General features: G+C 69.4%; 22 protein-coding genes and 4 pseudogenes. 19 read left to right on the forward strand and 7 right to left on the reverse strand.

Going from position 1 to position 24,035, the window contains the following annotated elements:
- From ACGFT1_RS33455 to ACGFT1_RS33495, 9 genes and pseudogenes are all read left to right on the forward strand, one after another.
- A partial coding sequence (locus ACGFT1_RS33455) for a CAP domain-containing protein (RefSeq protein ID WP_373912742.1) occupies positions 1-956 on the forward strand: 956 nt, incomplete at its 5' end.
- 159 nt (positions 957-1,115) lie between these two features.
- A pseudogene (locus ACGFT1_RS33460) lies at positions 1,116-1,767 on the forward strand (HNH endonuclease family protein); the annotation flags it as partial.
- Between the two features lie 445 nt (positions 1,768-2,212).
- A complete protein-coding gene (locus ACGFT1_RS33465; protein ID WP_373912743.1) occupies positions 2,213-2,371 on the forward strand; it encodes a hypothetical protein in 159 nt (52 codons plus the stop codon).
- Entirely contained in the window at positions 2,368-2,586 is a 219-nt protein-coding gene (locus tag ACGFT1_RS33470) for a hypothetical protein (RefSeq protein ID WP_373912744.1), read from the forward strand. Before ACGFT1_RS33465 ends, ACGFT1_RS33470 begins: the two co-directional genes overlap by 4 nt.
- Before the next feature lie 145 nt (positions 2,587-2,731).
- Positions 2,732-3,487, forward strand: a complete 756-nt coding sequence (locus tag ACGFT1_RS33475; RefSeq protein ID WP_373912745.1) for an ASCH domain-containing protein — start codon at positions 2,732-2,734, stop codon at positions 3,485-3,487.
- A 724-nt stretch (positions 3,488-4,211) separates the two neighbouring features.
- Positions 4,212-4,361, forward strand: a pseudogene (locus ACGFT1_RS33480) (XRE family transcriptional regulator); the annotation flags it as partial.
- Positions 4,362-4,428: 67 nt separating this feature from the next.
- On the forward strand, positions 4,429-4,758 hold the full coding sequence (locus ACGFT1_RS33485; protein ID WP_373912746.1) for an SH3 domain-containing protein: 330 nt from the start codon (positions 4,429-4,431) through the stop codon (positions 4,756-4,758).
- Positions 4,759-5,192: 434 nt separating this feature from the next.
- On the forward strand, positions 5,193-6,590 hold the full coding sequence (locus ACGFT1_RS33490) for a PP2C family protein-serine/threonine phosphatase (RefSeq protein WP_373912843.1): 1,398 nt from the start codon (positions 5,193-5,195) through the stop codon (positions 6,588-6,590).
- Positions 6,587-6,955 (forward strand): STAS domain-containing protein, encoded by a 369-nt coding sequence (locus tag ACGFT1_RS33495; protein WP_373912747.1) that lies wholly within the window; start codon positions 6,587-6,589, stop codon positions 6,953-6,955. Before ACGFT1_RS33490 ends, ACGFT1_RS33495 begins: the two co-directional genes overlap by 4 nt.
- Positions 6,956-7,088: 133 nt before the next feature.
- Here ACGFT1_RS33495 and ACGFT1_RS33500 read toward each other — a convergent pair whose 3' ends face one another.
- On the reverse strand, positions 7,089-7,448 hold the full coding sequence (locus tag ACGFT1_RS33500) for a hypothetical protein (RefSeq protein WP_373912748.1): 360 nt from the start codon (positions 7,446-7,448) through the stop codon (positions 7,089-7,091).
- A gap of 12 nt (positions 7,449-7,460) precedes the next feature.
- Between ACGFT1_RS33500 and ACGFT1_RS33505 the strand changes: the two genes are divergently transcribed.
- From ACGFT1_RS33505 to ACGFT1_RS33530, 6 genes and pseudogenes are all read left to right on the forward strand, one after another.
- Complete coding sequence (locus ACGFT1_RS33505) at positions 7,461-8,099, forward strand: STAS domain-containing protein (protein WP_373912749.1); 639 nt, start codon at positions 7,461-7,463, stop codon at positions 8,097-8,099.
- A 254-nt stretch (positions 8,100-8,353) separates the two neighbouring features.
- Positions 8,354-8,814 (forward strand): annotated as a pseudogene (locus ACGFT1_RS33510) (HNH endonuclease family protein); the annotation flags it as partial.
- Between the two features lie 307 nt (positions 8,815-9,121).
- Positions 9,122-9,274, forward strand: a complete 153-nt coding sequence (locus ACGFT1_RS33515; RefSeq protein WP_373912750.1) for a hypothetical protein — start codon at positions 9,122-9,124, stop codon at positions 9,272-9,274.
- 11 nt (positions 9,275-9,285) lie between these two features.
- The gene (locus ACGFT1_RS33520) at positions 9,286-9,714 is read left to right on the forward strand and encodes a hypothetical protein (protein ID WP_373912751.1); all 429 of its coding nucleotides are present in this window, start codon (positions 9,286-9,288) and stop codon (positions 9,712-9,714) included.
- 96 nt (positions 9,715-9,810) lie between these two features.
- A pseudogene (locus ACGFT1_RS33525) lies at positions 9,811-10,577 on the forward strand (transposase family protein).
- Between the two features lie 69 nt (positions 10,578-10,646).
- Positions 10,647-10,892 carry a DUF2283 domain-containing protein gene (locus tag ACGFT1_RS33530; protein ID WP_361994084.1) on the forward strand — a complete coding sequence of 82 codons (246 nt, stop codon included), beginning with the start codon at positions 10,647-10,649 and terminating at the stop codon, positions 10,890-10,892.
- Between the two features lie 311 nt (positions 10,893-11,203).
- Here ACGFT1_RS33530 and ACGFT1_RS33535 read toward each other — a convergent pair whose 3' ends face one another.
- Together ACGFT1_RS33535 and ACGFT1_RS33540 are read right to left on the reverse strand one after the other, a co-directional pair.
- The gene (locus tag ACGFT1_RS33535; RefSeq protein ID WP_373912752.1) at positions 11,204-12,556 is read right to left on the reverse strand and encodes a carotenoid oxygenase family protein; all 1,353 of its coding nucleotides are present in this window, start codon (positions 12,554-12,556) and stop codon (positions 11,204-11,206) included.
- 111 nt (positions 12,557-12,667) lie between these two features.
- The gene (locus tag ACGFT1_RS33540; protein WP_373912753.1) at positions 12,668-13,231 is read right to left on the reverse strand and encodes a TetR/AcrR family transcriptional regulator; all 564 of its coding nucleotides are present in this window, start codon (positions 13,229-13,231) and stop codon (positions 12,668-12,670) included.
- 959 nt (positions 13,232-14,190) lie between these two features.
- Here ACGFT1_RS33540 and ACGFT1_RS33545 point away from each other — a divergent pair.
- The 3 genes from ACGFT1_RS33545 to ACGFT1_RS33555 all read left to right on the forward strand — a co-directional run bounded on the left by ACGFT1_RS33545 (position 14,191) and on the right by ACGFT1_RS33555 (position 16,916).
- Positions 14,191-14,733: an SRPBCC family protein gene (locus tag ACGFT1_RS33545; RefSeq protein ID WP_373912754.1), complete on the forward strand. Its 543-nt coding sequence runs from the start codon at positions 14,191-14,193 to the stop codon at positions 14,731-14,733.
- 244 nt (positions 14,734-14,977) lie between these two features.
- Positions 14,978-16,393 carry an MFS transporter gene (locus ACGFT1_RS33550; RefSeq protein WP_373912755.1) on the forward strand — a complete coding sequence of 472 codons (1,416 nt, stop codon included), beginning with the start codon at positions 14,978-14,980 and terminating at the stop codon, positions 16,391-16,393.
- Between the two features lie 82 nt (positions 16,394-16,475).
- Positions 16,476-16,916: an SRPBCC family protein gene (locus tag ACGFT1_RS33555; protein ID WP_373912756.1), complete on the forward strand. Its 441-nt coding sequence runs from the start codon at positions 16,476-16,478 to the stop codon at positions 16,914-16,916.
- Between the two features lie 326 nt (positions 16,917-17,242).
- Here the strand turns inward: ACGFT1_RS33555 and ACGFT1_RS33560 are convergent, their stop codons facing one another.
- Complete coding sequence (locus tag ACGFT1_RS33560) at positions 17,243-18,517, reverse strand: MFS transporter (protein WP_373912757.1); 1,275 nt, start codon at positions 18,515-18,517, stop codon at positions 17,243-17,245.
- Positions 18,518-18,639: 122 nt separating this feature from the next.
- Positions 18,640-19,455 carry a hypothetical protein gene (locus tag ACGFT1_RS33565; protein WP_373912758.1) on the reverse strand — a complete coding sequence of 272 codons (816 nt, stop codon included), beginning with the start codon at positions 19,453-19,455 and terminating at the stop codon, positions 18,640-18,642.
- A 260-nt stretch (positions 19,456-19,715) separates the two neighbouring features.
- Between ACGFT1_RS33565 and ACGFT1_RS33570 the strand changes: the two genes are divergently transcribed.
- Positions 19,716-20,303 carry a TetR/AcrR family transcriptional regulator gene (locus ACGFT1_RS33570; RefSeq protein WP_373912759.1) on the forward strand — a complete coding sequence of 196 codons (588 nt, stop codon included), beginning with the start codon at positions 19,716-19,718 and terminating at the stop codon, positions 20,301-20,303.
- 584 nt (positions 20,304-20,887) lie between these two features.
- On the opposite strand, the gene ACGFT1_RS33575 is transcribed toward ACGFT1_RS33570, so the two are convergent.
- A complete protein-coding gene (locus ACGFT1_RS33575; RefSeq protein ID WP_373912760.1) occupies positions 20,888-23,233 on the reverse strand; it encodes an FtsX-like permease family protein in 2,346 nt (781 codons plus the stop codon).
- Positions 23,230-23,973: an ABC transporter ATP-binding protein gene (locus tag ACGFT1_RS33580; protein ID WP_373912761.1), complete on the reverse strand. Its 744-nt coding sequence runs from the start codon at positions 23,971-23,973 to the stop codon at positions 23,230-23,232. The genes ACGFT1_RS33575 and ACGFT1_RS33580 overlap by 4 nt, the downstream gene beginning before the upstream one ends.
- Positions 23,974-24,035: the final 62 nt, after the last annotated feature.

The raw sequence follows: 24,035 nt of genomic DNA on the forward strand, positions 1-24,035 counted from the left end.
GCAGTCCCATCTTCATTGGATCACCGTGGAGCATTGTTGGGACCGGTGATTTCGATCAGAACGGCAGTGTCGATATCCTCTGGCATAACGCTGAAACCGCGGAGACTCAGATCTGGCTCATGAACGGGAACCAGATCACCCGTCGGCCTACGGTGGTCGACGAACAGGGCAGTCCCATCTTCATTGGATCACCGTGGAGCATTGTTGGGACCGGCGATTTCGATCAGAACGGCAGTGTCGATATCCTCTGGCATAACGCTGAAACCGCGGAGACTCAGATCTGGCTCATGAACGGAAACCAGATCACCCGTCGGCCCACGGTGGTCGACGAACAGAGCAGTCCCATCTTCATTGGATCACCCTGGAGCATTGTTGGGGCCGGCGAAGTCAATCGAAATCTGATTGTCGAAAGTAACACACCAAGTTCGGACGAGCAGCGGATTATTGATCTGGTCAACAATGTGCGCCAACAGCATGGATGCCCAGTGTTGCAGGTCGATCGGCGGCTCGTAGCAATAGCGCGAGAACACAGCCGAGATCTGGCCAGCCATCCGAATCTGACCGCCGCGACTCAACCGAACCGCGGCCATATTGGGAGTGACGGCTCACTGGCCTGGGACACGCCCGGCGGAAAGGGGCGCATCCATATGGCTTTGGGCTCTGCGGCTGATCGGGCCCAGGGCGAGAACGTCCACTGGGGTTTGGGTGACTCGCCCGACAAGGCGATGGATGATTGGATTAATCACGACGAGAATGCAACTCCTGCCTTCGGTCACAAGTACAACATCATCGGCTGTGACCCCAACGACAGCAGCAACCCCTTCAGCCATAAACCCTTCTGTCCAAATAATCAGGAGAATTGTCCTCCGGCCACTGCTTCTTACAGTTTGATCGGTGTGGGTATTGCGAAAGGTGCGGATGGCACTGTTTACATCACGCAGGACTTCGCGGGTTGACCAGATCCGGCGGCGGTGACTCGCCAGCCCCTGCGCCGAGTTACGGGACAACGCTTAGGCGGCCGGGAACATGCACCGGTCGTCGCCCGTGCCGTCCGATCGGGTGGAGCAGCACCGGTTGCCAGGCGGGTTTCCTGCGGGAGCCGCTACGAAGATCGCATGTCCTTCGCCCGTACCGCTGCCGCAACTGTCGTGTTCGCCTGCCTCCTTCTTCCGGCCGGCGCTCGTGCAGCTGCGGCCGCAGCTCCCGGTGACACCGTCACCGCACCCGTCCAGGACCTCCTCGCGCGCCCTCCGGTCCGGGCCGAGGACCGCACCGGCTACGAGCGCACCGCCTTCAGGCACTGGATCGACGCCGACGGGGACGGCTGCGACACCCGCGCCGAAGTGCTCAAGGGCGAAGCCGTCACCGCGCCCGCGCAGGACGCGGGGTGCCGGCTGAGCGGGGGCGAGTGGTGCTCGCCCTACGACAACCGGTACCTCGAGGGGCCCGGTGGTGTGGACATCGACCACCTGGTCCCGCTCGCCGAGGCCTGGGACTCGGGTGCCTCCGTCTGGACGGCGGCGGAGCGGGAGGCCTACGCCAACGACCTCGGTGACGACCGTGCGCGCGGTGTCGGCCGCCTCGGACCCCGCGAAGGGCGACCAGGACCCGGCCACGTGGCTGCCCCCGGCCGCTGGCTACCACTGCACGTACGCCACCCACTGGGTCGCCGACAAGCTGCGCTGGGGCCTGAGCGTCGATTCCACCGAACAGACAGCGCTCACGGACGTCCTCAGCCGCTGCCCCAACGTGTCCGCCACCGTCACCCCGCCCGCTGACCCCGGCCGCGAACAGCAGCGCCCCTCGCACTGGGGGACACACAACCCTCCCCGAGCCGCGCGCTGCCGGCCTTCCCCGAACTCGTCGGTGCGGCGAAGCGGTGCCGGCCGCCGGTTCCCGCACCGCTCCGGCCTGTCGCTACCGAGGCCCTGACGGGCCCGTAGTCTTCAGACGCCCGGACGGAGGAATGTGACGGACCTCCGGCCGGGCGCTTGGCCTTGTGTGTCTCAGCCGCCGCTTCCGGCCTCGCACACGCCGCGTACGGCGTCGCCCCCTGGCGGCGCCGGGCCGAGTGCGGCGCGCGCCCGCTGGTGCAGGCCGGCGGCCCGCCAGGGCGGGTAGTCCGCCGCGGGCGGGGGCCTTGGCGGCCGGCTTTGATGGTCTCCACGGCGGCGCCGGCCAGGCGGACACCGCCCTTCCCGGAGGCACGCCCGTGTTCGGCAGCGCCGGCCGGGAGAACACCAGTCCCGCCGCCCAGGTCCGGAACCTGCTCACCGCGGCGGGCATCGACTTCGAGGAGACCGTGCGCACCGACGGGTCCGGCACCGAGATCACCGAGTTCACCGGCAGCTGGCCGAAGGATGACGCGTGAGCGCCACCCCGCAGCGACCCGAGCTGCGCTTCCCTCCGGTCGAGAACGGCCTGGACTACCTGGTCGACGTCACCAACCGGCTCACGACACCCCCGGGCGTGGACCCCACCCCACGGGACCAGAAGTACGCGGTGCGCAGCGGACCTGGATCGTCGTCCGCGATCACGATCAGCCTCAGTTTGGGCACGGCATCCCTACCCACGGGACCACCATAAGGGTCCAGCCAAGGCAAGCCGAAACCCTGTGGAGCCCGCCCGCGTGGCGTGGAATGCTCTTGGGCGGCTACTGAAGGAAGGGAAGGTCAAAAAGGTGTACGTCCCGTCATCTGCACGAGCTCTCGATGATGATGAGCGTGAGCTCGTGGAGCTGGCACGCCGCACCATAGACGCGCATACCGATGCCGGGCCCGATGAAGATGGAATCCACACGGTGGGCGCCGCAGTCATGGCCGCCGACTACCGGATGTTCGCCGGCGTGAACCTCTACCACTTCACCGGCGGCCCCTGCGCCGAACTCGTGGCTCTGGGAGCCGCGCGGGCCCAGGGCGCCCGCCAGATGCGCTGCATCGTCGCCGTGGGAAACCACGGGCGCGGGGTCATCGGCCCGTGCGGGCGCGATCGGCAGGTCTTCTTGGACTACTACCCCACCATGCGCGTCATCGTGCCCACCCCCGCGGGGCTCATGTCCGTGCTCGCCGCCGACCTGGTGCCGCTGGCTCAGCGATGGACCCCGGAGGCGGGAATGAACGGTCTCGAACCATCGCTCTACCAAGACCCCGAGACGGCCGGCCCCCCGATCATTCGGTTCAATCCTCGCTACCTCGAAGTCGTCCGCTCCGGCGCCAAGACCAAGACCACCCGATTCCGCGACCCGGCGCAGCTCGGCCCGGCACGGCTGGTGTTTGAGAGCGACCCTGAAGTCGTCCTGTCGGCAGAGGTGACCGGCATCAGGCACTGCCTGGTCAGCGACCTCACCAACCAGGACGCCCAAGCTGAGGGGCTGACGACCGCAGCCGAACTCCGGGAAGCCCTCAAGGGCCACTACCCAGATCTGACGGGAACCGACGAAGTCGACGTCATCACCTTCCAGATCAACGACAAGAAGGGCGCCGCTTAAACCGCGGATGCGCCAACGACGGCTGGGCCGCGAGGTGACGACGAGCACTCAGGAAACCGAGATTGACGGCATCGGCGTCCGTCTGCCCCCGTCGCTTCGGGCAGCCCCGTCCGAAGCGACAAGCCCCTGACCGCACGGATTTAAAGAATCAGGATTGGTCCGAGCTTAGATCATTTTGTCATGCAGTCCTCAGACACAGCTTCTGAGGCGCCCCGGATGCCCTCCAGGGCAGCTCCCCCACGCGGTGCGCGCACTTCGGCGCGCGGGCAATATGTCCGCACCGAGCTGATCCCCGAGCCGGCCCGGGTGCCCGTAGGGCGAACCCCTCGCCTCCCAGGGCACGGCGGCCCCTGCCGGTGTGGTGCGTACCTCGCCGGCATGGTCCAGGCGCTCGGCGGCTCCGGGAGATCGGATATCTGCAGGTCGGCCTGGTGTGTCAGATGCGCGTGGTATCTGCTGTTGCGTCAGCTTCACGGCGCTGAGGTCCAGATTCCCGGGGGTCACGAGCCGTGCGGTTCACCGCGCTGCACCCTGATGCCGGCCGACTGGATGCCACCCAGCCTGATCTCGGGTGCGCGATGGGCTGGGCCCAGGTCTACAAGGTGCGGCCCCGCGTTCCCCTGGCCTGCCCTGCGGGTGGGCCGTGCATGCCAAGCATTCCCCGCAAAGGGTGCGGTTCTTCTGCCACGACCCGGGCCGCGACAGTACCTGCGAACTGGGCGGCGAGTCACAAGAAGCCGGCGCCGGCGAACAACAGCTCCGCGAGATCGCCGCCGAAGCCCTGGGCGAGGTCTACTTCCGCGACAGCGGCCGCCGCGCCCACGGCCTGGAGGTGGAGTTCACCGACGTCGAGCAGCTGGAGTTCGACCTATAGGTACTCGCGCGGGTGATCTCCCCACCGGGACCGTGACACCCGGCCCCTCCCTGGGTGTTGCTGAGGCATGAAGCGTCAGCCCGCCACGGCCGGCCCGGTCGAACGACCTCACACAGCTGAGGCCCGGGCCCCCTTCGGCAAATGCGGCTATCAGGTGACGACGGACGGCGTACGGCTGCGGACCGGACCGGGCAGCCGGTACCCCGCGCTGGGTCAGCTCCACCGCGGCGACATGGTGGATGCCACCCAAGCCCGCAGCGGGTGGTACAAGGTGCGCCTGGCCTACGACTCCGGCAGCGATTTCGGCATGCACAAGACCTCGGGGCTGCGCGAGGGCACCACCGGATGGATGGCGAAGCGGTACGCGCGGCCGGATGTCTGTATGCAGACAGACTGAGGCGTCACTCTCGCTCGCCCGCTTGCTCGCGCTCCACCAGGGCGCGGTACTCCCGCGGATACGCGGTGCGTAGCGCGTGCTCCACGACCTCGCGTTTGCTGAGCCCCTGTGTCTGCCCGATCACGGCCACTAGGTGTTGCGGGACCGGCCGGAAGTGGACGACATCGTGGGGGAGTGCGTGGGCATTGTCACGTTGGCTGACCGCGAGCGCGTACGTCCGTGGGTCACGGGCTTCTTCCGCATGCTTGTGGACCGGCCGCTCGGCGGCGCCTCCTGAGCGGTGACGTGGGGGCGTTCGGTAGGGTTCCGGGGTGCTGGCTGTCTGGTCGGTGCCTTCCTGGGGGGATGACGAGACGAGGAACATGCCGGAGCAAGCGAGCCCGCCTGTGATAGCACCGAGCGGGCTTGTGGCCGCGCCGGTCGAGGCGGCACGGATGGCGGCGGTGCGCCGTTACGACATCCTCGACACTCCGCCGGACGGCGCCTACGACAGAGTCGCGGCGCTGGCGGCACGGTTGTTCGAGGTGCCGGTGGCGACGGTGACGATCGTGGACGAGGACCGGATCTGGTTCAAGGCCGCGCACGGCCTGGAAGGCGTCAGCGAGATCGGCCGCGATCCGGGCCTGTGTGCCTCGGCGGTGCTCACCGATGACACCACCGTCATCCCCGACACTCTGCTGGACCCGGTCGCCTGCTCCAACCCGCTGGTCGCCGGCCCGATGGGAGTACGGTTCTACGCCGCCGCTCCGATCATCACCGCCGACGGGTACCGGTTGGGCACGGTCAACATCCTCGACACCCGCCCCCGCGAGATCAGCGAGGCCGACGCATCCACCCTCGCAGACCTGGCCGCGGTAGTGCGTGACCAGCTTGAGCTGCGGCTGTCGGCACTGAACGCGGTACGCGCCGAGCAGGAGCGCCGTAAGGTCGAGCAGGAGAAGCGCCAGGCGGAGGAAGAGGCCCGCCAGCGTGCGGAGCGGGACAAGGCGGCCATCGCCGCGTTCGCCTCCACCCTGCAGCGCACCCTGGTGCCCCCGGCACTGCCCGCGGTACCGGGCCTGGAGCTGGCCTGCCATTACAAGACCGCCTCCCCGCAGGAAGTGGGCGGTGACTTCTACGACGTCTTCCCCGTGGGCGGGGGCCGGTGGGCGTTCTTCCTGGGCGATGTGTGCGGAAAGGGCGCCGAAGCCGCCTCGATCACCTCACTGACCCGCTACACGCTGCGGGCCGCAGCCCTCGTCGACGCGGACCCCACGGCTGCGCTCAAGGCCCTGAACACCGCGCTGCTGCTGGACGCGGCGGTCGGTACCCGCTTTTGCACCGCCGTCTTCGGCATGCTCGATCCGGCCCGGGACGGCGGATTCACGGTCACGCTGGCCACCGGCGGTCACCCGCCCGCCTACCACCTGAGCCCCCTCGAGGGCGGCGGCGTGCGGGTGGAGGCGGTCCGCGCCACGGGGGGCATGCTGGTCGGCGCGTTGGCCGAAGCCGCCTTCGCCTCACGCACCCTCCACCTGGCACCCGGCGAGGGACTGCTGCTCTACACCGACGGGCTGACCGAGGCCCGCACCGCCGACGGCCACATGCTCGCCGACACGGGCCTGACCGACTTCCTGGCCCGGCGCCCGGCGCCGGTCAGTGCCGGCGCCCTGATCGACGACACCGTCGCGCTCCTGGACACCCTCCCCGACACCGAACGCGACGACGTGGCCCTGCTGGCCCTGTCCGTCCCCACCCCCGATGCTGCTCCTGCCGGCATCACCACCACCGCCCACAGCGCCGCCGCCCCGACCGCCGACGTCTCCGTCGGGCAGGAGAACCCACGCCCATGACCGACGCATTCCACATCGACGTCCCGCACACCGACGCTGCCCTGGCCGTGATCGCCCTGTCCGGCGAGTTCGACATCGCCGCCGCACCCGCCGTACGGGCCCGCGCCCTGGAACTCATCGCGAACGGCCACCCTGACCTGGTCGCCGACCTCTCAGGCGTCACCTTCTGCGACTCCTCAGGACTGGGCGCCCTCGTCGGCATCTGGCGCTGCGCCAAGGAAGCCGACGGCTCCCTGGCCCTGGCGGCCATCCCCGACCGGCTGAGCCGCCTGCTCAGCGTCACCGGGATGGACACCTTCCTGCCCGCCTACTCCAGCGCCGACGCCGCGCTCGCCGCACGCCAAGGCAACCGCACCACCGCCTGAAACCCCTCGCTCGCCAGGGCGGCGCCAACATCTGGCTAGCACTTCACGGCCCGGCCCTTCCTCCCGCGGGGCACGGCGGCATGGCCAAGCGCGCGCCGCGACCAACGTACTGGTCGCGACGCGCGCTCATGCGCTACACGTCGGGCCGCGGCGTACAGCACACCGGATGCTGCCTTTCCCCGCCGGGTTGGCGGGACTCGTCGCAGGGGTCGCGGCTGCCGGACTTGGCCAGCCCACGGCTGATCATGTAGCCGACGGTCAGGATCACGATGTACAGCCATGCCTTGTCGGCGCGGAAGTAGTCGGTGTGTCCCTCTTCGGTGCCCACGACCATGGAAGCGATCAGTACCGTGACCACGGAGGCGAGGTAGATGAAGAAAGCGGTCGCCTTCAGAGCCGACTTCGTCTCGGTCGACAGGCGACGGGGACGGTGCGCGACAGGGCCGGTGCCAGCAGGATCGTTCGGGTTGCCGGCCGGGGTTCCGATGTTCATGGCGATGCATCCATGCAGTACGTGCGAAGCACCTCATGCACTCGACGAAGGCGGAAGCGCCGCGTCAAGATCAACGCCCCCAGCCCCCGACTACCCCCGGCTCATCGTGGTGACGGTTCAGGCCACAGCGGCGTGGCCGTGGCTCGGCTGCCGGACGTCGTGGCCTTCGAAACGGTCACTGAGCTGCGCCCTCGCATACTGGCGCTGCTGGAGGAGGGTGACTGCCGCTACCTTGTGCTGGACCTATCTCACATCGACTGCTTCGACTCCTCGGTGCTGGCCATGCTGCTGGGAGCGCGGCAGCGAGGTCAGGCCACTGGCACCGCGCTCACCCTGGCCGCACCCACCCCTCTCATCAGCCGCATGCCGAACATCACCCAGGCCATCGCGGTCCTATCAGTGGCCCCTTCCGTGCACGAGGCACTGCGCCCCCACCCAAGGGACACAAGGAGACTCTGCCCAGGCAGCGGATCAGGCCTGACCAACTGTCTGCAAGACGGCCTGCGAGTTCGTAGCCGCCACGCACTGCGCTGCCAGGTCGGACAGGTAGTGGAGTTGACGATGGGGTCAGCCGTCCGCTTCGTTTTCGAGGCGGCCGGCGTCGTCGGGGCCCCAGGGTGGTCGACGCCGGGCACCTTGGCGTTGTCGTAGACGAACTTCACCTTGCCGAAGAATTCGCTGGTGATGGGTGGGGGGTTGTTGTCGGCGATGATCAGCTGCCGGCGTTCGCCGTACGCGTCGGCCATAGTCCTGAAGCGGCTGTAGATCTCGGCCGCGCGTTGCCGGTCGGAGTCGTTGTTGCCGAAGGCCTTGCGTGGTGAGTCGATCACGAGGAGCGACGAGCCGACGATGGAGTACGCCCGTGCCCACCTCGCGGCCGCGCTGGAAGCCGTGCTCATCCACGCTGGGTGGACGCCGACCGGGACGGCTGCAACACCCGCACCGAGGTCCTCAAGGCCGAAGCCATCGTCGCGCCCGAGCAGGGCCCGCGCTGCAAGCTGAGCGGAGGCCAGTGGCACTCGCCCTACGACGACCGCTACATCAACGGGCCCAGCGGCCTGGACATCGACCACCTGGTCCCGCTCGCCGAACCCTGGGACTCCGGCGCCTCCACTGGTCGGCGACCGAGCGCGAGGCGTACGTCAACGACCTCGGCGACGACCGCGCGCTGATCGCGGTGTCCGCGACGTCGAACCGGTCCAGGGCCGACCAGGACCCCAGCACCTGGCTGCCGCTGGCCGCCGGGTACCGCTGCCAGAACGTCACCGACTGGGTCGCCGACAAACTGGGCTGGCGCCTGAGCATCGACACTGATGAACAGGCCGCGTTGAGCGATGAGTTTGGCCGCTGCCCGGACGCTCCCGTCACCCCGGCCCGCTGGACCTGCGGGGCGTGGCGGGCCCCGTCGGAGCCGACCTGCCGCGCTCCGGGGGAGCGCAGCGTCGCGCCCGGCTGTTGGCGAGCCATGACCAACCGCTGAGGACACACCGTATGCCGGCCCGTGGTCTTCGCGGTGGTGGGGCCGGTAGATCCCCATGCGGCCGTGCCCGTGCGGGTGCCGGGCCGGGTCGGCCCGAGCGCGGAAGGCGCAGCCCCGCAGCTGAAACGTCAACGCGGGCCTGGTCCATGTCGTCTTCGGGCACGCCGGAGAATTCGCCACCGCGGGCGTCAGAGTGGAGGACATCCCGGCTCTGGTGAAGAAGGCCCTGACCGAGGGCGCAAGGGTCGGCACCCAGGGAACCGGAAGGCCGATCTACGGGGTCGTCTTCAACGGCAAGACCCAGCGCCTGGCCGTCAGTGTGGGTGACAAGGGATACGTGATCTGAGCAAACCCCGTATGACCTTCGAAGAACCGCGGCGCTTGCTCGTACGCGCCCAGGGCGAACCGTCTCCGCTGTACGAACGGGAGCATGCCGGGGCCTGGGACGAGGCCGATGCGTTCACCCGCAACGTCCAGATGGACGACTTTCGGCTGGACCTGCCCGAGGACCTGGCCAACGCTCTGCGCTCGTGGTCGCTTGCCCGCCCGCCCAAGGGTTTCTCCTCCTGCCCGGACCTGCGCAAGCACGTCAAGGAGGGCTTGGCGGCCGAGCGCCGGAACTTGTCCCGCGCGATCTCCTCGCGAGCCCACCAGCGTTGCCACGGCCGGTGCGGCTGCGGCCTTCATCGGAAAAAGGTGGACGGCTGGTTGGTGCGCCTGCCCCGCTGCGGTCCTGCATTGGTTGTGTTCGAGGTCGCCACCGGGTCCTCCATGGCTGGTCGATGAGGGAAGGCTGCGCGACGCGCCGGGTCGCGGCGTCCCGCTCGCGACGCCGGTGGATGGGTTGTCGACCAAGATCAACCTGTCCGCCCGGAGCTTCACGTGCTTGTCTGCCCAGCGGGGATCGATCTGTCCAACCCGACCCTGCGCCACCTGTCCGACCTGCTGAGAGCCCTGGCGTCGTGAGCGCGGCACGCGCTGGCGCCGCCTGACCGCGGACCGACAGGCTCTGCTCGCGCTGGCCCATCTGCGCTGCGGGCACACGTACGCCCAGCTCGCGGCCGGCTTCGGGATCGGGCTGGCCAGCGTCTACCGGTACATCGTCGTGGCGGTTGAGGTCCTGGCCGCCCTTGCCCCCGCCCTCCAGCAGGCCATGACCGTCGCCGCCAACAAGGCATTCGTGATCCTGGACGGCACCCTGCTGCACATCGATCGCATTGCCGCCGACCGCGCCTACTACTCCGGCAAGCACAAGCGCCACGGTATGAACGTCCAGGTCATCGCCGACGCGTTCGGACGCCTGCTCCGGGCTTCACCTGCCCTGCCAGGTGCCGTCCACGACATCAAGGCCGCACGCACCCACGGCATCATCGAAGCGCTCACCCAAGCCGGCATCCGGACGTGGGCCGACAAGGGATATCAGGGAGCCCCGGGGGACGATCCGGGTGCCTTACCGGGGCCGCTGGAGCACGCTCCCAGCCGGGAAGCGGGCGGTGAACTCCTCCCACGCCAGGATCCGAGCCGTCGGAGAGCAGGCCAGCGCCACCCTGAAGAGTTGGCGGCTCCTGCGCAAACTCCGTTGCAGCACCACCCGCATCACCGACATCGTCAAGGCCGTCCTGGCCTTGCACCTCGCCACGGCAGCCTGAGATCGCTGTGGCCGGAGGCATGGACAAGGACAGCGCCACCATCAACGACAGCAAGGGAGACCGCTCACCGTGACAGACGTCAGAATCACCTACGACAAGACCGTCAACGCAGCGTACGTATACCTCACCGAACCGCAGGCCCGCGTGAAGTCCGCGCGCATGTATCCCTGCGATCCAGTGGACGTCGACGGCATGATCAACCTCGACTTCGACGAGCAGGGCCGCCTCATCGGCGTCGAGGTATTGGCGGCCAGTTCGAAACTGCCCGAGTACCTGCTCCAGTCCGCGGAGCGACTTGACACCGAAGGTGCATGACCAGCCGAGCACCACGCTCGCGGCGAACAGGTTGGAAGAGGCTCACTGGTTACCCGAAGAGACTGGGTTGAGTCCGTCGGGGGCCGGCATGCCGCCGCTGTTGCAGGTGGAGGCATAGGCGAACTCATCGCACGACAACGGATCGTTCCCGCTGGGCACGTTGCCCGGCAGCGCGGTCGTGTCAGGGTTGCCTGACTTTGCCGCCCAACCCGACGGACAGATCACGTCACGACTCTGCGCCGGTGTACGCCCGCTGCTGGAGCCGCTGGTCGGCAAGTACAACACTGCCGGGGCGAGGGGCGGACGTCTTCTCAGAGGGCGGAGTCGGGGATCCAGGAGCCGTGGATCATCGCGGGCACCCGGCGGGGGAGGTGGATGGTGGCGACCGGAGGCACGGTGAGGTCGGAGGCGTCGAGGACGAGCATTTTGGAGGCGTCGGCGTTCAGGTCGCTCACGATGGTGAGGAGGTATCCCTCGTCCTCGCCGGTGGCGCCCTCGGCCTGGACGAACACCGCCTCGCTGGGCAGCTGCCCGGTGCCGAAGGGCCGCAGCTGCCGGGTGCCGGAAGCGCGGTCGTACTTGACCAGGGTGTGGTTGCCGATGCCGAGGTCGTTGGGGAAGGACAGGGCGTACTGGTAGCGGTGCTCGCTGCCGGTGAAGTTGTCGTTGATCGTCGGGAACTCCACCGTCAGGTCGTCGGTCTCCTGCTCCCTGACGGTTCCCGCGGCCAGGTCGATGGTCCAGCGGCGGTTGCGGGAGCCGGAGTTCGGCTCGGCGCCGCGGTCGGGGGCCCCGACCCACCAGTTCCAGGAGCGCTGCCAGCCTTCGCGTCCCACCGTGGGGCCTTCGACGACGATGCGCCCGGTGGCGTCCTCGTAGGCGTTGGCGAAGTGCATGCCGTACCCCTGGCCGATCTCGAACCAGCGGATCTTCGCCGCGCCACCCGCCCCGCGCGGCATGACGCCGATCCGTGGGACCTGTGCGTCGCTCCAGCCGTAGGGGATTCCGGAGTGCTCGGCGGGGTTGAAGGTGACCGAGCCCTCCAGGAAGACCACGTGGTGCTCAGTGATGGCGAAGTCGTGCTTCAGCGCGGCGCTCGCACCGGGCACCTCCTGGCTGTCCAGCACCTGGCCGTCGCGGGAGGCGACGTGGTGAATCAGGTACGGCGGGAAGGGGGACGAGGCGAAGAAATGCAGTTCGCCGGTGGCCGGGTCCTCCTTGGGGTGGGCGGTCATGGCGGAGGTGAGCTTGCCGCCGAAGTCGTAGGCACCCACCGTCTCCAGATCGGCCGTCAGCTCGAAGGGCAGGGCCGCCTCCGAGAGGGCCAGCAGTCGTCCGCCGTGCTCGATCACGTGCGTGCCGGCCGTGCTGACCCTCAGGTCCGGTCCCCGGTCGGTCATGTACGGGGCGCCCTCCAGGGCGGGGGTGTGGACCCACCGGTTGCGGTACCACTCGGCGCGGCCCTGGTTCAGCCGGATGCCGTGCACCATGCCGCTGCCCTTGAACCAGTGGGACGGGGTGATGCCGGGCTTGGGATTGTGGCTGTTGCGGATCAGGCGGCCGGTCAGCTCCGGCGGCAGGGTTCCCTCCACGGGCAGTTCGGTCGCGGTGATCTCGTCGGCGACGGGGGAGTAGTGACCGGTCAGGTAGGGCTTGCTGGTCATGACGGACCTCAATCTCAGTAGGAAGTGTGTGTGGTCAGACACTCACTATTGGGACGAAAAAAGGGCGCCCGCAGGACCCGCGGACATGCGGCCGCCCTCGAGGAGGCGATGTCAGTAGTGCGTGATCCCCGCCGTCAGGGTACGGGTCCAGGGGGCGGAGATCGCCTCGGCGTCGATGGACACCAGCAGGTGGCAGAGCATGCCGACGGCGAAGAACTCCTGCACCTGCTCCTCGCTGCCGCCCGAGGCGCTGCGCACGTACTCGACGGTGCGGGCGTACCCTGCCCGCACCGCTTCCCGGACGGCCGGCTCGGACACCGCCGCCGCCTGGGCGTGCAGCTGTACCAGCATCAGGTCGTTGTCTTTGATCAGGCGGGCGTAGGCGTCACCCATGGAAGCGAGCACGGCCTCGGGGGAACTGCTCTCGGCTTTTGCCGCACCGCTTTCCAGGGCGGCGCGCACCCTCACGAAGCAGTGCTCGACGACTGCGGTGAACAAGGCCTCCTTGTTCGGGAAGAGGCGGTAGACGTACGCCTGCGAGATGCCCGCCGCCTTGGCGACCTCCGTGGTGGTGGTCCCGAAGTACCCCCGGGCCGCGAAGGCCCCGATGGCGGTCCGCAGGACCGTCTCCCGGCGTTCGTCGGCTGTGGACAGTTGGCGTCGCTCCGTCTTCATGTGAGTACTCAACCACTCACACAAAAGTGTGTCAAGCATGGCCCTCTGGCCGCCGGGCATGGGGTGCTGGAGTCGAGCAGCCGGCGCGGACCGCGCGATCGCGTAGGCGTCCTGTGCTGTCCCCGGGCCGGCGGTAGTGCTCCGCGCATTTGAGGTACCCCGCTCCTCCGGCGCGCCTCATGGCCATGCGGTGGAGAGCGGGCGCGCCCCGGGCCGGGTGGGGAACGGTCTTCTCCCGGCGGCTGAAGGGGGAGAAGTCGGCATCCGTACAGGGGGCGCGTCCTTCCGGAACCGCGACAGCGGTGCTCGGACGCCGCGTCCTGAGGCGCGCTCGGCCGGACCGCCGGTGGCAGGTGCGGGCCGGTCGGCGGCCGCCCCGGCCAGGGTGTCATCGAAAGGAGAAGACCGCATGTCTCGCAGGCCTGTCGATGGCGGGGCGCCCGTTCAGAGGCCTCCATAATGGCCGGCTCCGATCGACGCATGTCGGCGGATCCGTCTCAAACCCGTGCGCTGATCGGCGGCGTCATGGGGGTCCTCCGGTCGCCGCGGCTCCGCCGGGGGGGGCACTGGCGCAGTTCCGGGTCCGGCTCCACCGCGGCGTCGCCGTCCCTTCGTGTGGAAGGGAGGATCGGGCGCGCCGTCCAGGGCGCGGTTGTGGCAGCTTCATTGCCCGCTCGGTCCACGGGCGCGTCTCGCGGTCCTTCGTCCGAGAGCTGCGACGGGAGCGCCTCCAGACCTGGCCGCACCTGGATCGGCGAAGAGGCAGTTGCGGCGAACGAAAGAGAGTGGTTGACTACTCACATGCCGGAAGGTGGATCGCCTCGGCTACTCGATACGGTCCTTCCTGCAGGCTATCCGCACACCATTTCGCAAAGTTCAGGCCGATCCGGAACTGAGTGAACAACCACACTCTCCTGTTCGTATTGGTGTCATCTCTCGATTCCCCTGGAGGAACCCTCATGTTCACCAGCGTCACCGCACTCCTCGCCGCACTGCCCCTGGCCTTCGGGAGCGGAGGGCCCGCACCGGTAGGGATCGACGAGAAGGCCCCGGTCATCACTCGGGACGACATCGTCATCCACGCCTCCTTGGACCGGGTGTGGCGCGTCCAGACCGACGTCGAGAACTGGCCGACCTGGCAGCCGGGCATCAGCTCCTCCGTCAAGCAGACCCCGGGCCGGCTACGTCCGGGCTCCACGTGGGTCTGGTCCACCGAAGGTCTGGAGAACATCACCTCGACGGTGAAGCAGGTACTGCCCAAGCGCCGCATCGTCTGGGGCGGGCCGGCCCAGGGCATCACGGCGGTTCACGTGTGGACCTTCACCCAGGCCCGGGACGGCATCCACGTCCGCACCGAGGAATCGTGGACCGGTGACCCCGTCACGGCGAACACCGTCTATCTCCAGGGAGCCCTGGACGCCTCCCTGGAGAACTGGCTGAACAACCTCAAGCGGCAGGCCGAGAAGCGCCACTCCGAGCCCGACAGCGACCAGCGCCCCTAAACACGGCAGGCCCGGCCACGGCCGTGATCCCCGGTGCGGGCCCCTTCCGGTGGCGAAGCCGCTCGACAGTGGCCGCACACCCCACGCCTCTGACGGGCGGCCGCTCGCGCACCTACCGGACCCGGACCGACCTCAAGCAATCCGCCGTCCTCGGTGCGCGTGCTGCAGCAACAGCCCCGCCGGCATTCCGGGGCCCGCTCCGCCGCCACGCTGCCCCGTCCCGGACAAGTTCCCGAAAGGCATCATGTCCATCCCCGCCTCCTCCCCACCACGCTCCTTCCGCCCGGGCCTCCTCCTCGTCCTCCTGGCGGGTGCGCAGTTCCTCGTCGTGCTCAACACCTCCATCGTGAACGTCGCCCTGCCCGCCATCGGCCAAGACCTCAAGCTCACCCCGACCGGCCTGGCCTGGATCGTCAACGCCTACCTCATCGCCTTCGGAGCCCTGCTGCCCCTCGGCGGCCGCCTCACCGACCTCCTCGGCCACCGCACCGCATTTCTGGCAGGACTCCTCGTCTTCGCCGTCGGCTCCCTGGCCGCGGGCATCTCTTCAGATGCCGGGATACTCGTCGCGGCCCGAGCCGTCCAGGGCACCGGCGCGGCTCTGCTGTCACCGGCCAGCCTCGCCATCCTCCTGGCTCACTGGGCCCCAGGCCCCGGCCGCGGCAAAGCTCTGGGCATCTGGGGAGCGGCCTCAGCAGCCGGTGGAGCCGCAGGGGTACTGCTCAGCGGAGTCCTCACCAGCACCCTGGGCTGGTGGGCCGTCTTCGCCATCAGCGCCCTGCTCGCCCTCCCCGCGCTAGTAGCAACCCCTCTCCTCCTGGCTCGGAGCGAGCGCAAGCGCACCGCCCGCCTCGACGTGCCCGGCGCGCTCACCGTCACCGCCGGCCTCACCCTCCTCGTCTACGGACTCGGCGCCAAGAACGCCACCCCCCTGCCCGACTTCGTCCTCCCGGCAGCCGGAATGCTGCTGCTCTCGGCACTGATGCTGATCGAGCGACGGGCGAAAGACCCCCTGCTGCCGCCCGCATTGCTGCGCAACCGGTCCCTGGTCACCGGCAACCTCCTGATGCTGCTGCTCGGAGCGATATGGGTTGCCACATTCTTTTTCCTCCCGCTTTACCAGCAGAAGATCCTGGGGTACTCGCCCCTGGAAGCGGGCCTCACCCAACTACCTCTGGCCGCGGCCCTTATGGTCGCTTCCTGGGCCGCGGGACGCCTGCGCGGCACTCTCCTGCCCGGCCTGATCGTGCTCGCCGCCGGCCTGTTCTGGCTGGCCCGGCTCCCCATCGACGGCGCTTTCCTGCCCGACCTCCTCGGCCCGTCCGTACTGATCGGCGCCGGACTCGGCCTGGCCTTCGTCCCCCTGACCGCCCTGGGCATCGCCGAGACCGAACCCCGGCACGCCGGCATCGCCGGCGGACTGATCAACACCTCCCGGCAGGTAGGCGGCGCCCTCGGCCTTGCGGTCCTTACCACCCTCGCAGCTCCGGCTGCAGGGCGGGCAGCCCCTGCACTCGCCACCCTGGCGTACGGCTACCGCCGCGCCCTGGTCGCAGCTGCCCTCATCGCGCTGCTCGCCGCCGCCGGGGCCGGCGCCCACCTGCTACATGGCCGCAACCGTGCGGCCACGGCAGAGCCGGCCCTGCCCGGCAGTTCCTGAATCGCCGGCCAAAGCCGCAACCGCACTTCCTGCACCACTCACCCCGCCCCAACCGGTCACCATTTTTTTCTGGAGAACGAACATGATGGACATCGACCGCACCGCGCCCGTCGTCGTCGAACTGCGTCAGACCGTGCATGCCCCGCTGGAGACGATCTGGCGCCTGCACACCGAGATCGGCTCCTGGCCGGCATGGAACGAGGACATCGACACCGCAGTCCTGCACGGGCCCCTCGCCCCTGGCGTCTCCTTCGACTGGACCACAGCGGGCCTTGACATCCGCTCCACCGTCGCCGAGCTGATGCCGATGCGCCGCATCGTCTGGGGCGGCCCCGCCCACGGCATCACCGGCATCCACGTCTGGGAGTTCGAGGAGACCGGCGAGGGCGTACAGGTGAGCACCCGTGAGTCCTGGGCGGGTGGCCCCGTCGAGGCGTCCCCGCACGCCCTGCACCAGGCTCTTGAGGAATCACTCCTGGCATGGCTGGACGTCCTGAAGGTGACCGCGGAGAACCGGACCTGAACCGCGGCACGACCCGGCCGGATGGGAGGCGCGCGGCCTCACGCCCATGTGCCTCCCCCGGTGCTGCCCGCCCGCCTCACGTGCCTCCGTGCGTCCCGCTGCGACGCCAATCTGCGCAATCCCACACGGAAGGCTCATCGACCATGACCACCACCGCCCCCTCGCCGTCCGGCCACTGACACTCCCGACCGCCTGGAAGCCGCCGGACTGCTGGCCCTGGCGCTCTGCGAGCTCCTGTGGTGGGCGGGTGGGCGAGGTCGCTTTTCGTCACCCGCTTCATGGGGAAGGCCCAGGGCCGAAACCTGGGCCTTTTGGTGTGCGGGGGATCAGGTGTCGAGCGTGTGGACCGGAGGCTTGATGCCGGTCGGGGTAGAGGTGCGGTGGGTGGTGAGGTCTCGAGTCGAGCTTCTGCAGGCCAGGAGGATGCCGACGGTGAGCATGGGGAGGGCGGCCATCAGGAAGCCCCATTTGACGCCGCCCGAGACCAGGAGGCCCATGACCAGGAACGACACCGGTTCGAAGACGACGCGGGGGAGGTTCATGATGCTGTTGACACGCCCCAGGAAGTCCGCAGGGGTCCGGGTCTGGATGAAGGTGGGCAGCGCGACGTCGCTGGAGTAGGCGACGCCGATGCCGAGGAGCGCCAGGAGCACGGCCACGGCCCAGGCGTGGGGAAGGCACCCGAGGACGGCGAACGACGTTCCCTCGCACAGGGTCATGCCGACGATCAGCAGGCCCCAGCGGCGGGGCAGACCGGTGATCGCCGCGGCTACGGTTCCAAGGAGCTGGCCGAGCCCCCAGGCGGAGACGAGCACGCCGAGAGCGAGCGCGCCGTCGGGGAACGTGCGGGCCAACGTCGGGAGGCCGACCGAGAAGAGGCCGCTGTAACTCAACGCGGCGGCGGAGATCAGCAGGAGGACCGTCTGGACCTCCTGGCTGCGCCGGGCGTAGCGCAGCCCGGACACGATCTCCTCGCGGATCGCCGCGAGCGAGGGCGAATTGGCGTCCTCGGCCGGGACGGCCGCGGGGGCCGCGCGCAGGGTGAGCGCGGCGAGAAAAAAGGTCGCGGCGTTGAACAAGATCGCGCCGGTCGGACCGGTCGCGGCGACCGCCGCGCCACCCAGGACCGGGCCGAGCAGCCTTGCGCCCTGTTCGCTGAAGCCGGTCAGGGCGTTGGCCCGGGGCAGCGCCTCCTCCTCGACGAGGGACGGCAGGATGCTCCCGCTCGCGGGCCAGAAGAACGCCTCGGCGACGCCCATCACGACCGCAATGACGTACAGCTGCCACACCTGCACCCCGCCGAACGCGCTCACCACGCCGAGAACGAGTACCGCGACACCGCGCGCGAGGTGCGAGGCGAGCATCACGGCCCGTGGCGACAGCCGGTCGGTGAGCGCGCCGCCGAGCAGCATCAGCAGGCCGCGCGGCACCGCCTGCGCGAGCACCACGCCGGCCAGTGCCGTGGGGGAACCGGTCTCCTGGAGCACTAGCCAGATGAAGGCGACTTCGAAGCCGAGGTCGCCGAGTATGGAAACGCTCTCGCCCGCCCACACCCACCGGAACGGCCTGGAGCGCAGCGGCTGGCGCAGTTGGTCCAACATGACGTGCCCTTCCTGAACACGGCACACCATGGGGACGTGCCGTCGAGGTACGGGGCCGGCTGTCCGGCCGACCCCGAGCGATGCGTGCGGGGTGTCTGCCGGCGGCGGCCCGCCGGCGGGCGTCAGCCCATGCGCTCGTACGTGCCACCCACCGTCCGCTCCAGCCGCTCGACGAGCCGGCGCAGTGCCGCGTGGTCGGCGACCTGCCCGTGCACGAGGCCCAGCGACTGGTTGCCCAGCCGCCAGTCGATGGGTTCGCCGGGGCGGGCGTGCACATCGACCGCCGTGACTCCTTCGAGGGCCCGCGCATCGTCGGCACCGTACAGCGAGATCAGCTCGCGGGCGTCGACCGGAGGAAGCAGCACCCACTCGAACGTGACGCCGGTGAAGCGGAACGCCTCGGTATCGGGGAGCCGTCCGAGGGCCAGCTCCAGGGCGGCGGTGCTCAGGCTGCCCCGGCAGGCGCGGGGCACGATGTCCACCACGTGTCCGCCCACGCGGCCGTTTACCTCGATGATCCTGGGGCCGCTCGGGGTGAGTTTGACCTCCGTATGGGCCACCGCGTCCCGGATACCGAGGGCGCGTACGGCGTCCGTGGCGAGCTGCACGACCTGGTCCAGCAAGTCGGGGGCCAGGGTCGATGGGATGAAGAACCCCGTCTCCCGGAACGGTTCGGCGAGCGGCAGTTTGCCAGTCGCGCAGGAGGCGCGGACCGCGCCGCGGTGCACCAGCTGCTCCACGGAGACGTAGTCGTCCCACCCCTCCCCGGCGGCGGACGGGGAACCGAGCAGGCAGTCGCCAGCGCCTGTGAGCGGACAGCGAGGGCCCTGCGCACCGACGACACCGACCGGGCCCAGGAGGCTGGCCGTCCCGCCGCCGGCCTCCTCAGGCCACCCCTGTCCCAGTAGTCCCAGCGTGCTGTCAGGCGGGCTGTGCACCAGGGCCCCTGTTCAGCGTCGGGAGTGGCAACGGCGTTAACGGTCGGCGGGCCGCTGCCGCCTCCGAGCTGTCTGGGCAGGGCTGTTACTCACTTCCGGGTGAGGTCTGCCTGAGGTGGTGGGGTGGCGCAGCCCGGCGGTGCATTGCCCCAGACCAGTACTTTCCGAGGCCCGGAAGCCGATACTCCCGGGTTCTGCCGCGGCCGCCCCCCGGGGTAGTCCCGCCGCGGGCCCCCGTGAGTCCGGCCGCGGCCCCATCTGTGCCCCATAGCGTCGCCGGCCCGCTCTGGGATCGCACGCGGCAACTGGCTGCCCAGGAGATCCTCCAGACCGCGTTGCGCCTGTTCACGCAGCAGGGGTACGACGAGACGACCATCGCGCAGATCGCCCGCGAGGCCGGCGTCTCCCAGCGCACCCTCTTCCGTTACTTCGGCACCAAAGAAGACCTCGTCGCCGGCAGCCAGGAGCGGTTCGTGACCCTCCTGACGGAAACCGTCCGCGAGCAGCCCGCCGATGCCGGCGTCTGGGAGGCGTTGCGCGCGGCCTTCAAGGCTGCGCTCTCCCTCCATGCAACCCCCGAGCAGGCACTGGAGCGCTTCCGCTTGGTGCACCGCACCGACTCGCTGCGCGCCGCCTATCTCGGGAAGCGCGTGCGCTGTCAGGAGGAACTTCTGCCACTGCTCGAAGCCAGACTGGCCCCCTCGGGGACCGACAAAGGGCAAGCCCGCGCCATCGTGGCGACAGCGTTCGCATGCTTCGATGCCGCCACTGCGACGTGGATCGAAAGTAACGGGCAGAGCGACATTCTTGACCTGTACGACCAGGGCCCGGCCGCGGTGCGCGGCTAGCATCCTCACGAACGCCTGACGCTCTGGAGTCCGCTTGTGCACGTGCCCGAGCCCGGGCAGCCGGCCCGGGTTCTTCGGCCTGCGCTGCACGAGTCGGTGCAGAAGGCGAAGGCCTCGCGCACCCAGGAGGCACGCCGAGCGAAAGGGTGCAGGAGCTGCTGCGGCCGAAGAGGGCGACCGTGATGGAGCAGCCGGCCATGCAGCGCGTGAGCCGCCTCGTTCGGATCCGCTCGGGTGCGCGGGGGGTCTGTGCGTGTGCGTGGTCGTCGGGTAGCGCGTACATGTGGGCTGTGGTCCTGCTACCGCCGATCGAGCCGATGCTCGCCGAGGCCTGCCCTGCGCTGCCGCCGGAGCGGGCACTTGCGGGCGGGCTGGTGATGGAGCAGAAGTTAGGGACAGGGTTTGAGATTGTCCGTTGTCCGCAATGAAAACTGGGTCGGATCCCCCAACATGAGGGACCCGGTCCCATGCACGCGTTTAGTTCTGGCAGACGCACGCCGACGCGCTCCTGGCCTCCGTGAGGCTGGGGCCGAAGGAGGTCTCGTCTGACGCGTCGACGCCGCACCAGGGACGACCGCTGGCCGTCACTCGGTGTGCAGGACGCGGGCGATGGTCTGCCGGGCCGCCGCACGTGCCGGCAGCACCGCACCCAGTGCGGCGATCGCCACCCCGGACAGCACCAGCAAGGTCATCACTCCTGGGTGCCATACATCCAGCATCCGGTCTGGGAAGGTGAGTTGGGCCGCGTGCTCGGTGATCGGGATCACCACGTGGTACGCCGCGACTCCGAGCGGCAGTCCCACGATCCCGCCGACCAGCCCGAGTCCGGCCATGGACACCACCATCATCCCCGTGACCTGGCGTGGCGTCATGCCGATCGACTTGAGCATCCCGAGGTCGCGCCGACGCTCCCGTGCGTTGAGTACGACGGTGTTGAACACGCCCATCGCTGCGACCAGCGTCAGCATCAGGGTCAGTACGGACGCGGAGCTGATGACGGTCACGGCGTCCGCGTTCAGCATGGTGTTTTTTGTCGGGTAGAGCCCCGGGTCGGCGGCTTGTACGACCTTCTTGTAGGCGTTGAAGTCGGCGCCGCGGGTGAGGCGCACCCAGTACTGGTTGGCCTGCGCGTGCGGTGCCAAAGCGGTCAGCGTCGACCAGTCCGCGCGCATCCAGTCCTCCGGGCCTGCCAGGATCTCCCCGACCAGGGTCACGCGCTCCTGGCGGCTGTCCGCCGTGGTCAGGGTGAAGGAGTCGCCGAGCCGTAGTCCCTGCTTGGCGAGGAATCTGCCGGAGGCCACCACTTCGTCGGGTCTGCTCATCCAGCGGCCCCTCGCCAGGCTGTCCGGGAGAGTAGACGGTCCCCCGCGCACGCCCTCGATCGCCACTCCTTCACGTCGGCCGAGGATCCGTACGTTGATGAAGCCCACTGCGGCCACGTCTGCGACATGCGGCAGACCGCGCAGGAGTTTCTGTGCCGCGGCGTCGTTGTGATGCGGGGCGGTCTGACCGAACCTGGTCTGGCCTCGCCAGACGGTCGACTGTGCCTTGCCGTAGTCCTGTGCCGCGCGGCCGTAGGAGACCATGGTGGCCGACAGGCCGGTTGCGAAGGTCACCGTGGCCACGCCGAGCAGGACCGAGGCGACGGTGAGCAGCGCCCGTCCGGGCCGGGCGAAGGGCAGGCCCAGGCCGAGGGTCACCGAGCGCGGCAGCCGGACGCCGCTCAGCCACCGCTGTACGGCCGGTCGCCGTCCACCGTGCGGTGCGCTGCCCGCGCTGATGGCGCGTGCCGCCGGGAGCCGGTGTGCGCGCAGGGCCGGGATCAGCGCGGCCAGCAGTACCGTCAGGGGCATGCCGAGTGCGGTGGTCGCGTACGACCAGGAGCCAATCGTCGGCTTCACGGTCGCAGTGCCGAGCTTTGCGCCCTGGAAGACCTGGTGCAGCAGCGACGGCGCGACCACCCCGCCCAGGGCCGTGCCGACCAGCGCGCCCGCAGTGGCAGGGACGCAGACCATCACCAGGTAGACCGCGACGACCTGATTGGGCGTGAAGCCCAGTGACTTGAGGACACCGATGTGCCGGAAGCCGGAGACGACGGCGCCGCTGACTACGTTGCCCACGATCAGGAAGGCCACCAGCAGGCCGAGGATCCCGAAGGCCACGAGGAACGGCACGTACGCGTTGGGATTGGCCGCGAACTGCGCCTTCAAGGTCAGGTACGTCTGGTGGGCGACCAGCGATCCGGTGGGCAGGCCGGCGCTCACCGCAGAGAGGTTCTCACTGATCTCGCGGGCTGTCGCGGCCCGGTCGAACCGGTAGAGCATCTGGTACGTCGTGGGATGCAGTGCCGTGATCTGCTGCGGGGAGACCCATGCCTGCGCGGTGCCGCTCACGCTGGAGGCGAGGCCCACCACGGTCAGGGGCCGCTGCCCGGGCAGTTGGATCCGCTTGCCGAGCGGCGAGTGCGGCCCATTGCCCATCCCGGGCGCGTCCGGCAACGCCAGCACGATCTGGCCCGGGCCGGCGGCCCAGTGCCCGGCGAACAGGTCCAGTCGGTCGACGTCGCCACCGGGGTCCGCCCGTCCGACGAGTGTCAGGGGGCCGGGCGCCATCCCGGGCATCTGGGACGCCGCGCTTTCCGGCATGTCGATCACGGCTTGCGCAAACGGCCCGGCCGAGGCCCGTACGCCCGGACGCTCCGCAGACCGCTCCAGTTCCGCGCCGGAGACCTTCGCCGCGTCGAACGTGGCGACGACGTGCGCGCCGTGCGCCTGGCCGAAGAGCCGGTCGAAGGGACCGGACGCGACGTCGAGCAGGCCGAGGGCGACCACCAGGGCCGTGCTGGAGACGAGGACCACCGCCGCGATCACGGAGGTCTGGAGCCGCCGGCGACGCACGGCCGCGCGCGAGGCCCGCCACACCGCGCTCATGCCGACTGCTCCAGGGTCCGCTCGCCGGTGATCCGGCCGTCCGCCATCATTACCAGGCGGCTGGCGCAGCGGGTGGCCAGCGTCTGGTCGTGCGTCACCAGCAGCAGGGTCTGACCGAGTTCGTTGAGGTCGATGAGGAGGTCCATGACCTGCTCGCCCGCGTGGCTGTCCAGCGCGCCGGTGGGTTCGTCCGCGAGCAGCAGCGCGGGGCGGTTCATCAGCGCGCGGGCCACCGCCGCGCGCTGGCGCTCGCCGCCGCTGAGAGCAGCGGGGTAGACGTTCTGGCGGTCCGCGATACCGAGTTCGTCCAGGAGTTCCAGTGCCCGGCGCCGGGCCTGCCGGGCGGACGTTCCCCTGAGCTGGGCAGCCAGAGCGACGTTGTCGATCGTGGACAGGTCGTCGATGAGGTTGAAGAACTGGAAGATCATGCCGATCCGGCGGCGCCGGAAGAGCGCCAGCCCGGTCTCGTTCATCGCGCCCAGGTCCTCGCCGTGCACGTGCACCCGGCCGGCGCTGGGCCGGTCAAGGCCGGCGATCATGTTGAGCAGAGTGGACTTGCCGCAGCCGGACGGCCCCATCACCGCCACTGCCTCCCCGGCGCCGATCTCCAGCGACACCCCGTTCAGGGCGACGGTGTCGCCGTACTCCTTGCGCAAGTCGCTCACCCGGACGACGTTCTGCTCGCGCACTGCCGCCGGACCGGCCTCCGCAGTCGTGCCGCTGATGTCTTCGGTGGTCATGACGGGGACGGTAGGCGGCGTGGGCAGCGCCAAGCATCAGCCCCCGGAGGTATCCCGCGGCG

The sequence above is a fragment of the Streptomyces sp. Y20 genome (assembly GCF_043195475.1).
Taxonomy (GTDB): Bacteria; Actinomycetota; Actinomycetes; order Streptomycetales; family Streptomycetaceae; genus Streptomyces.

What these genes read in the sequence shown, in the direction of transcription:
- ACGFT1_RS33485 (WP_373912746.1), top strand. Translation starts at nt 4,429, where the DNA reads ATGAAGCGTCAGCCCGCCACGGCCGGCCCGGTCGAACGACCTCACACA.
- ACGFT1_RS33490 (WP_373912843.1), top strand. Translation starts at nt 5,193, where the DNA reads ATGGCGGCGGTGCGCCGTTACGACATCCTCGACACTCCGCCGGACGGC.
- ACGFT1_RS33495 (WP_373912747.1), top strand. Translation starts at nt 6,587, where the DNA reads ATGACCGACGCATTCCACATCGACGTCCCGCACACCGACGCTGCCCTG.
- ACGFT1_RS33500 (WP_373912748.1), bottom strand. Translation starts at nt 7,448, where the DNA reads ATGAACATCGGAACCCCGGCCGGCAACCCGAACGATCCTGCTGGCACC.
- ACGFT1_RS33505 (WP_373912749.1), top strand. Translation starts at nt 7,461, where the DNA reads ATGCAGTACGTGCGAAGCACCTCATGCACTCGACGAAGGCGGAAGCGC.
- ACGFT1_RS33520 (WP_373912751.1), top strand. Translation starts at nt 9,286, where the DNA reads ATGACCTTCGAAGAACCGCGGCGCTTGCTCGTACGCGCCCAGGGCGAA.
- ACGFT1_RS33535 (WP_373912752.1), bottom strand. Translation starts at nt 12,556, where the DNA reads ATGACCAGCAAGCCCTACCTGACCGGTCACTACTCCCCCGTCGCCGAC.
- ACGFT1_RS33540 (WP_373912753.1), bottom strand. Translation starts at nt 13,231, where the DNA reads ATGAAGACGGAGCGACGCCAACTGTCCACAGCCGACGAACGCCGGGAG.
- ACGFT1_RS33545 (WP_373912754.1), top strand. Translation starts at nt 14,191, where the DNA reads ATGTTCACCAGCGTCACCGCACTCCTCGCCGCACTGCCCCTGGCCTTC.
- ACGFT1_RS33550 (WP_373912755.1), top strand. Translation starts at nt 14,978, where the DNA reads ATGTCCATCCCCGCCTCCTCCCCACCACGCTCCTTCCGCCCGGGCCTC.
- ACGFT1_RS33555 (WP_373912756.1), top strand. Translation starts at nt 16,476, where the DNA reads ATGATGGACATCGACCGCACCGCGCCCGTCGTCGTCGAACTGCGTCAG.
- ACGFT1_RS33560 (WP_373912757.1), bottom strand. Translation starts at nt 18,517, where the DNA reads ATGTTGGACCAACTGCGCCAGCCGCTGCGCTCCAGGCCGTTCCGGTGG.
- ACGFT1_RS33575 (WP_373912760.1), bottom strand. Translation starts at nt 23,233, where the DNA reads ATGAGCGCGGTGTGGCGGGCCTCGCGCGCGGCCGTGCGTCGCCGGCGG.
- ACGFT1_RS33580 (WP_373912761.1), bottom strand. Translation starts at nt 23,973, where the DNA reads ATGACCACCGAAGACATCAGCGGCACGACTGCGGAGGCCGGTCCGGCG.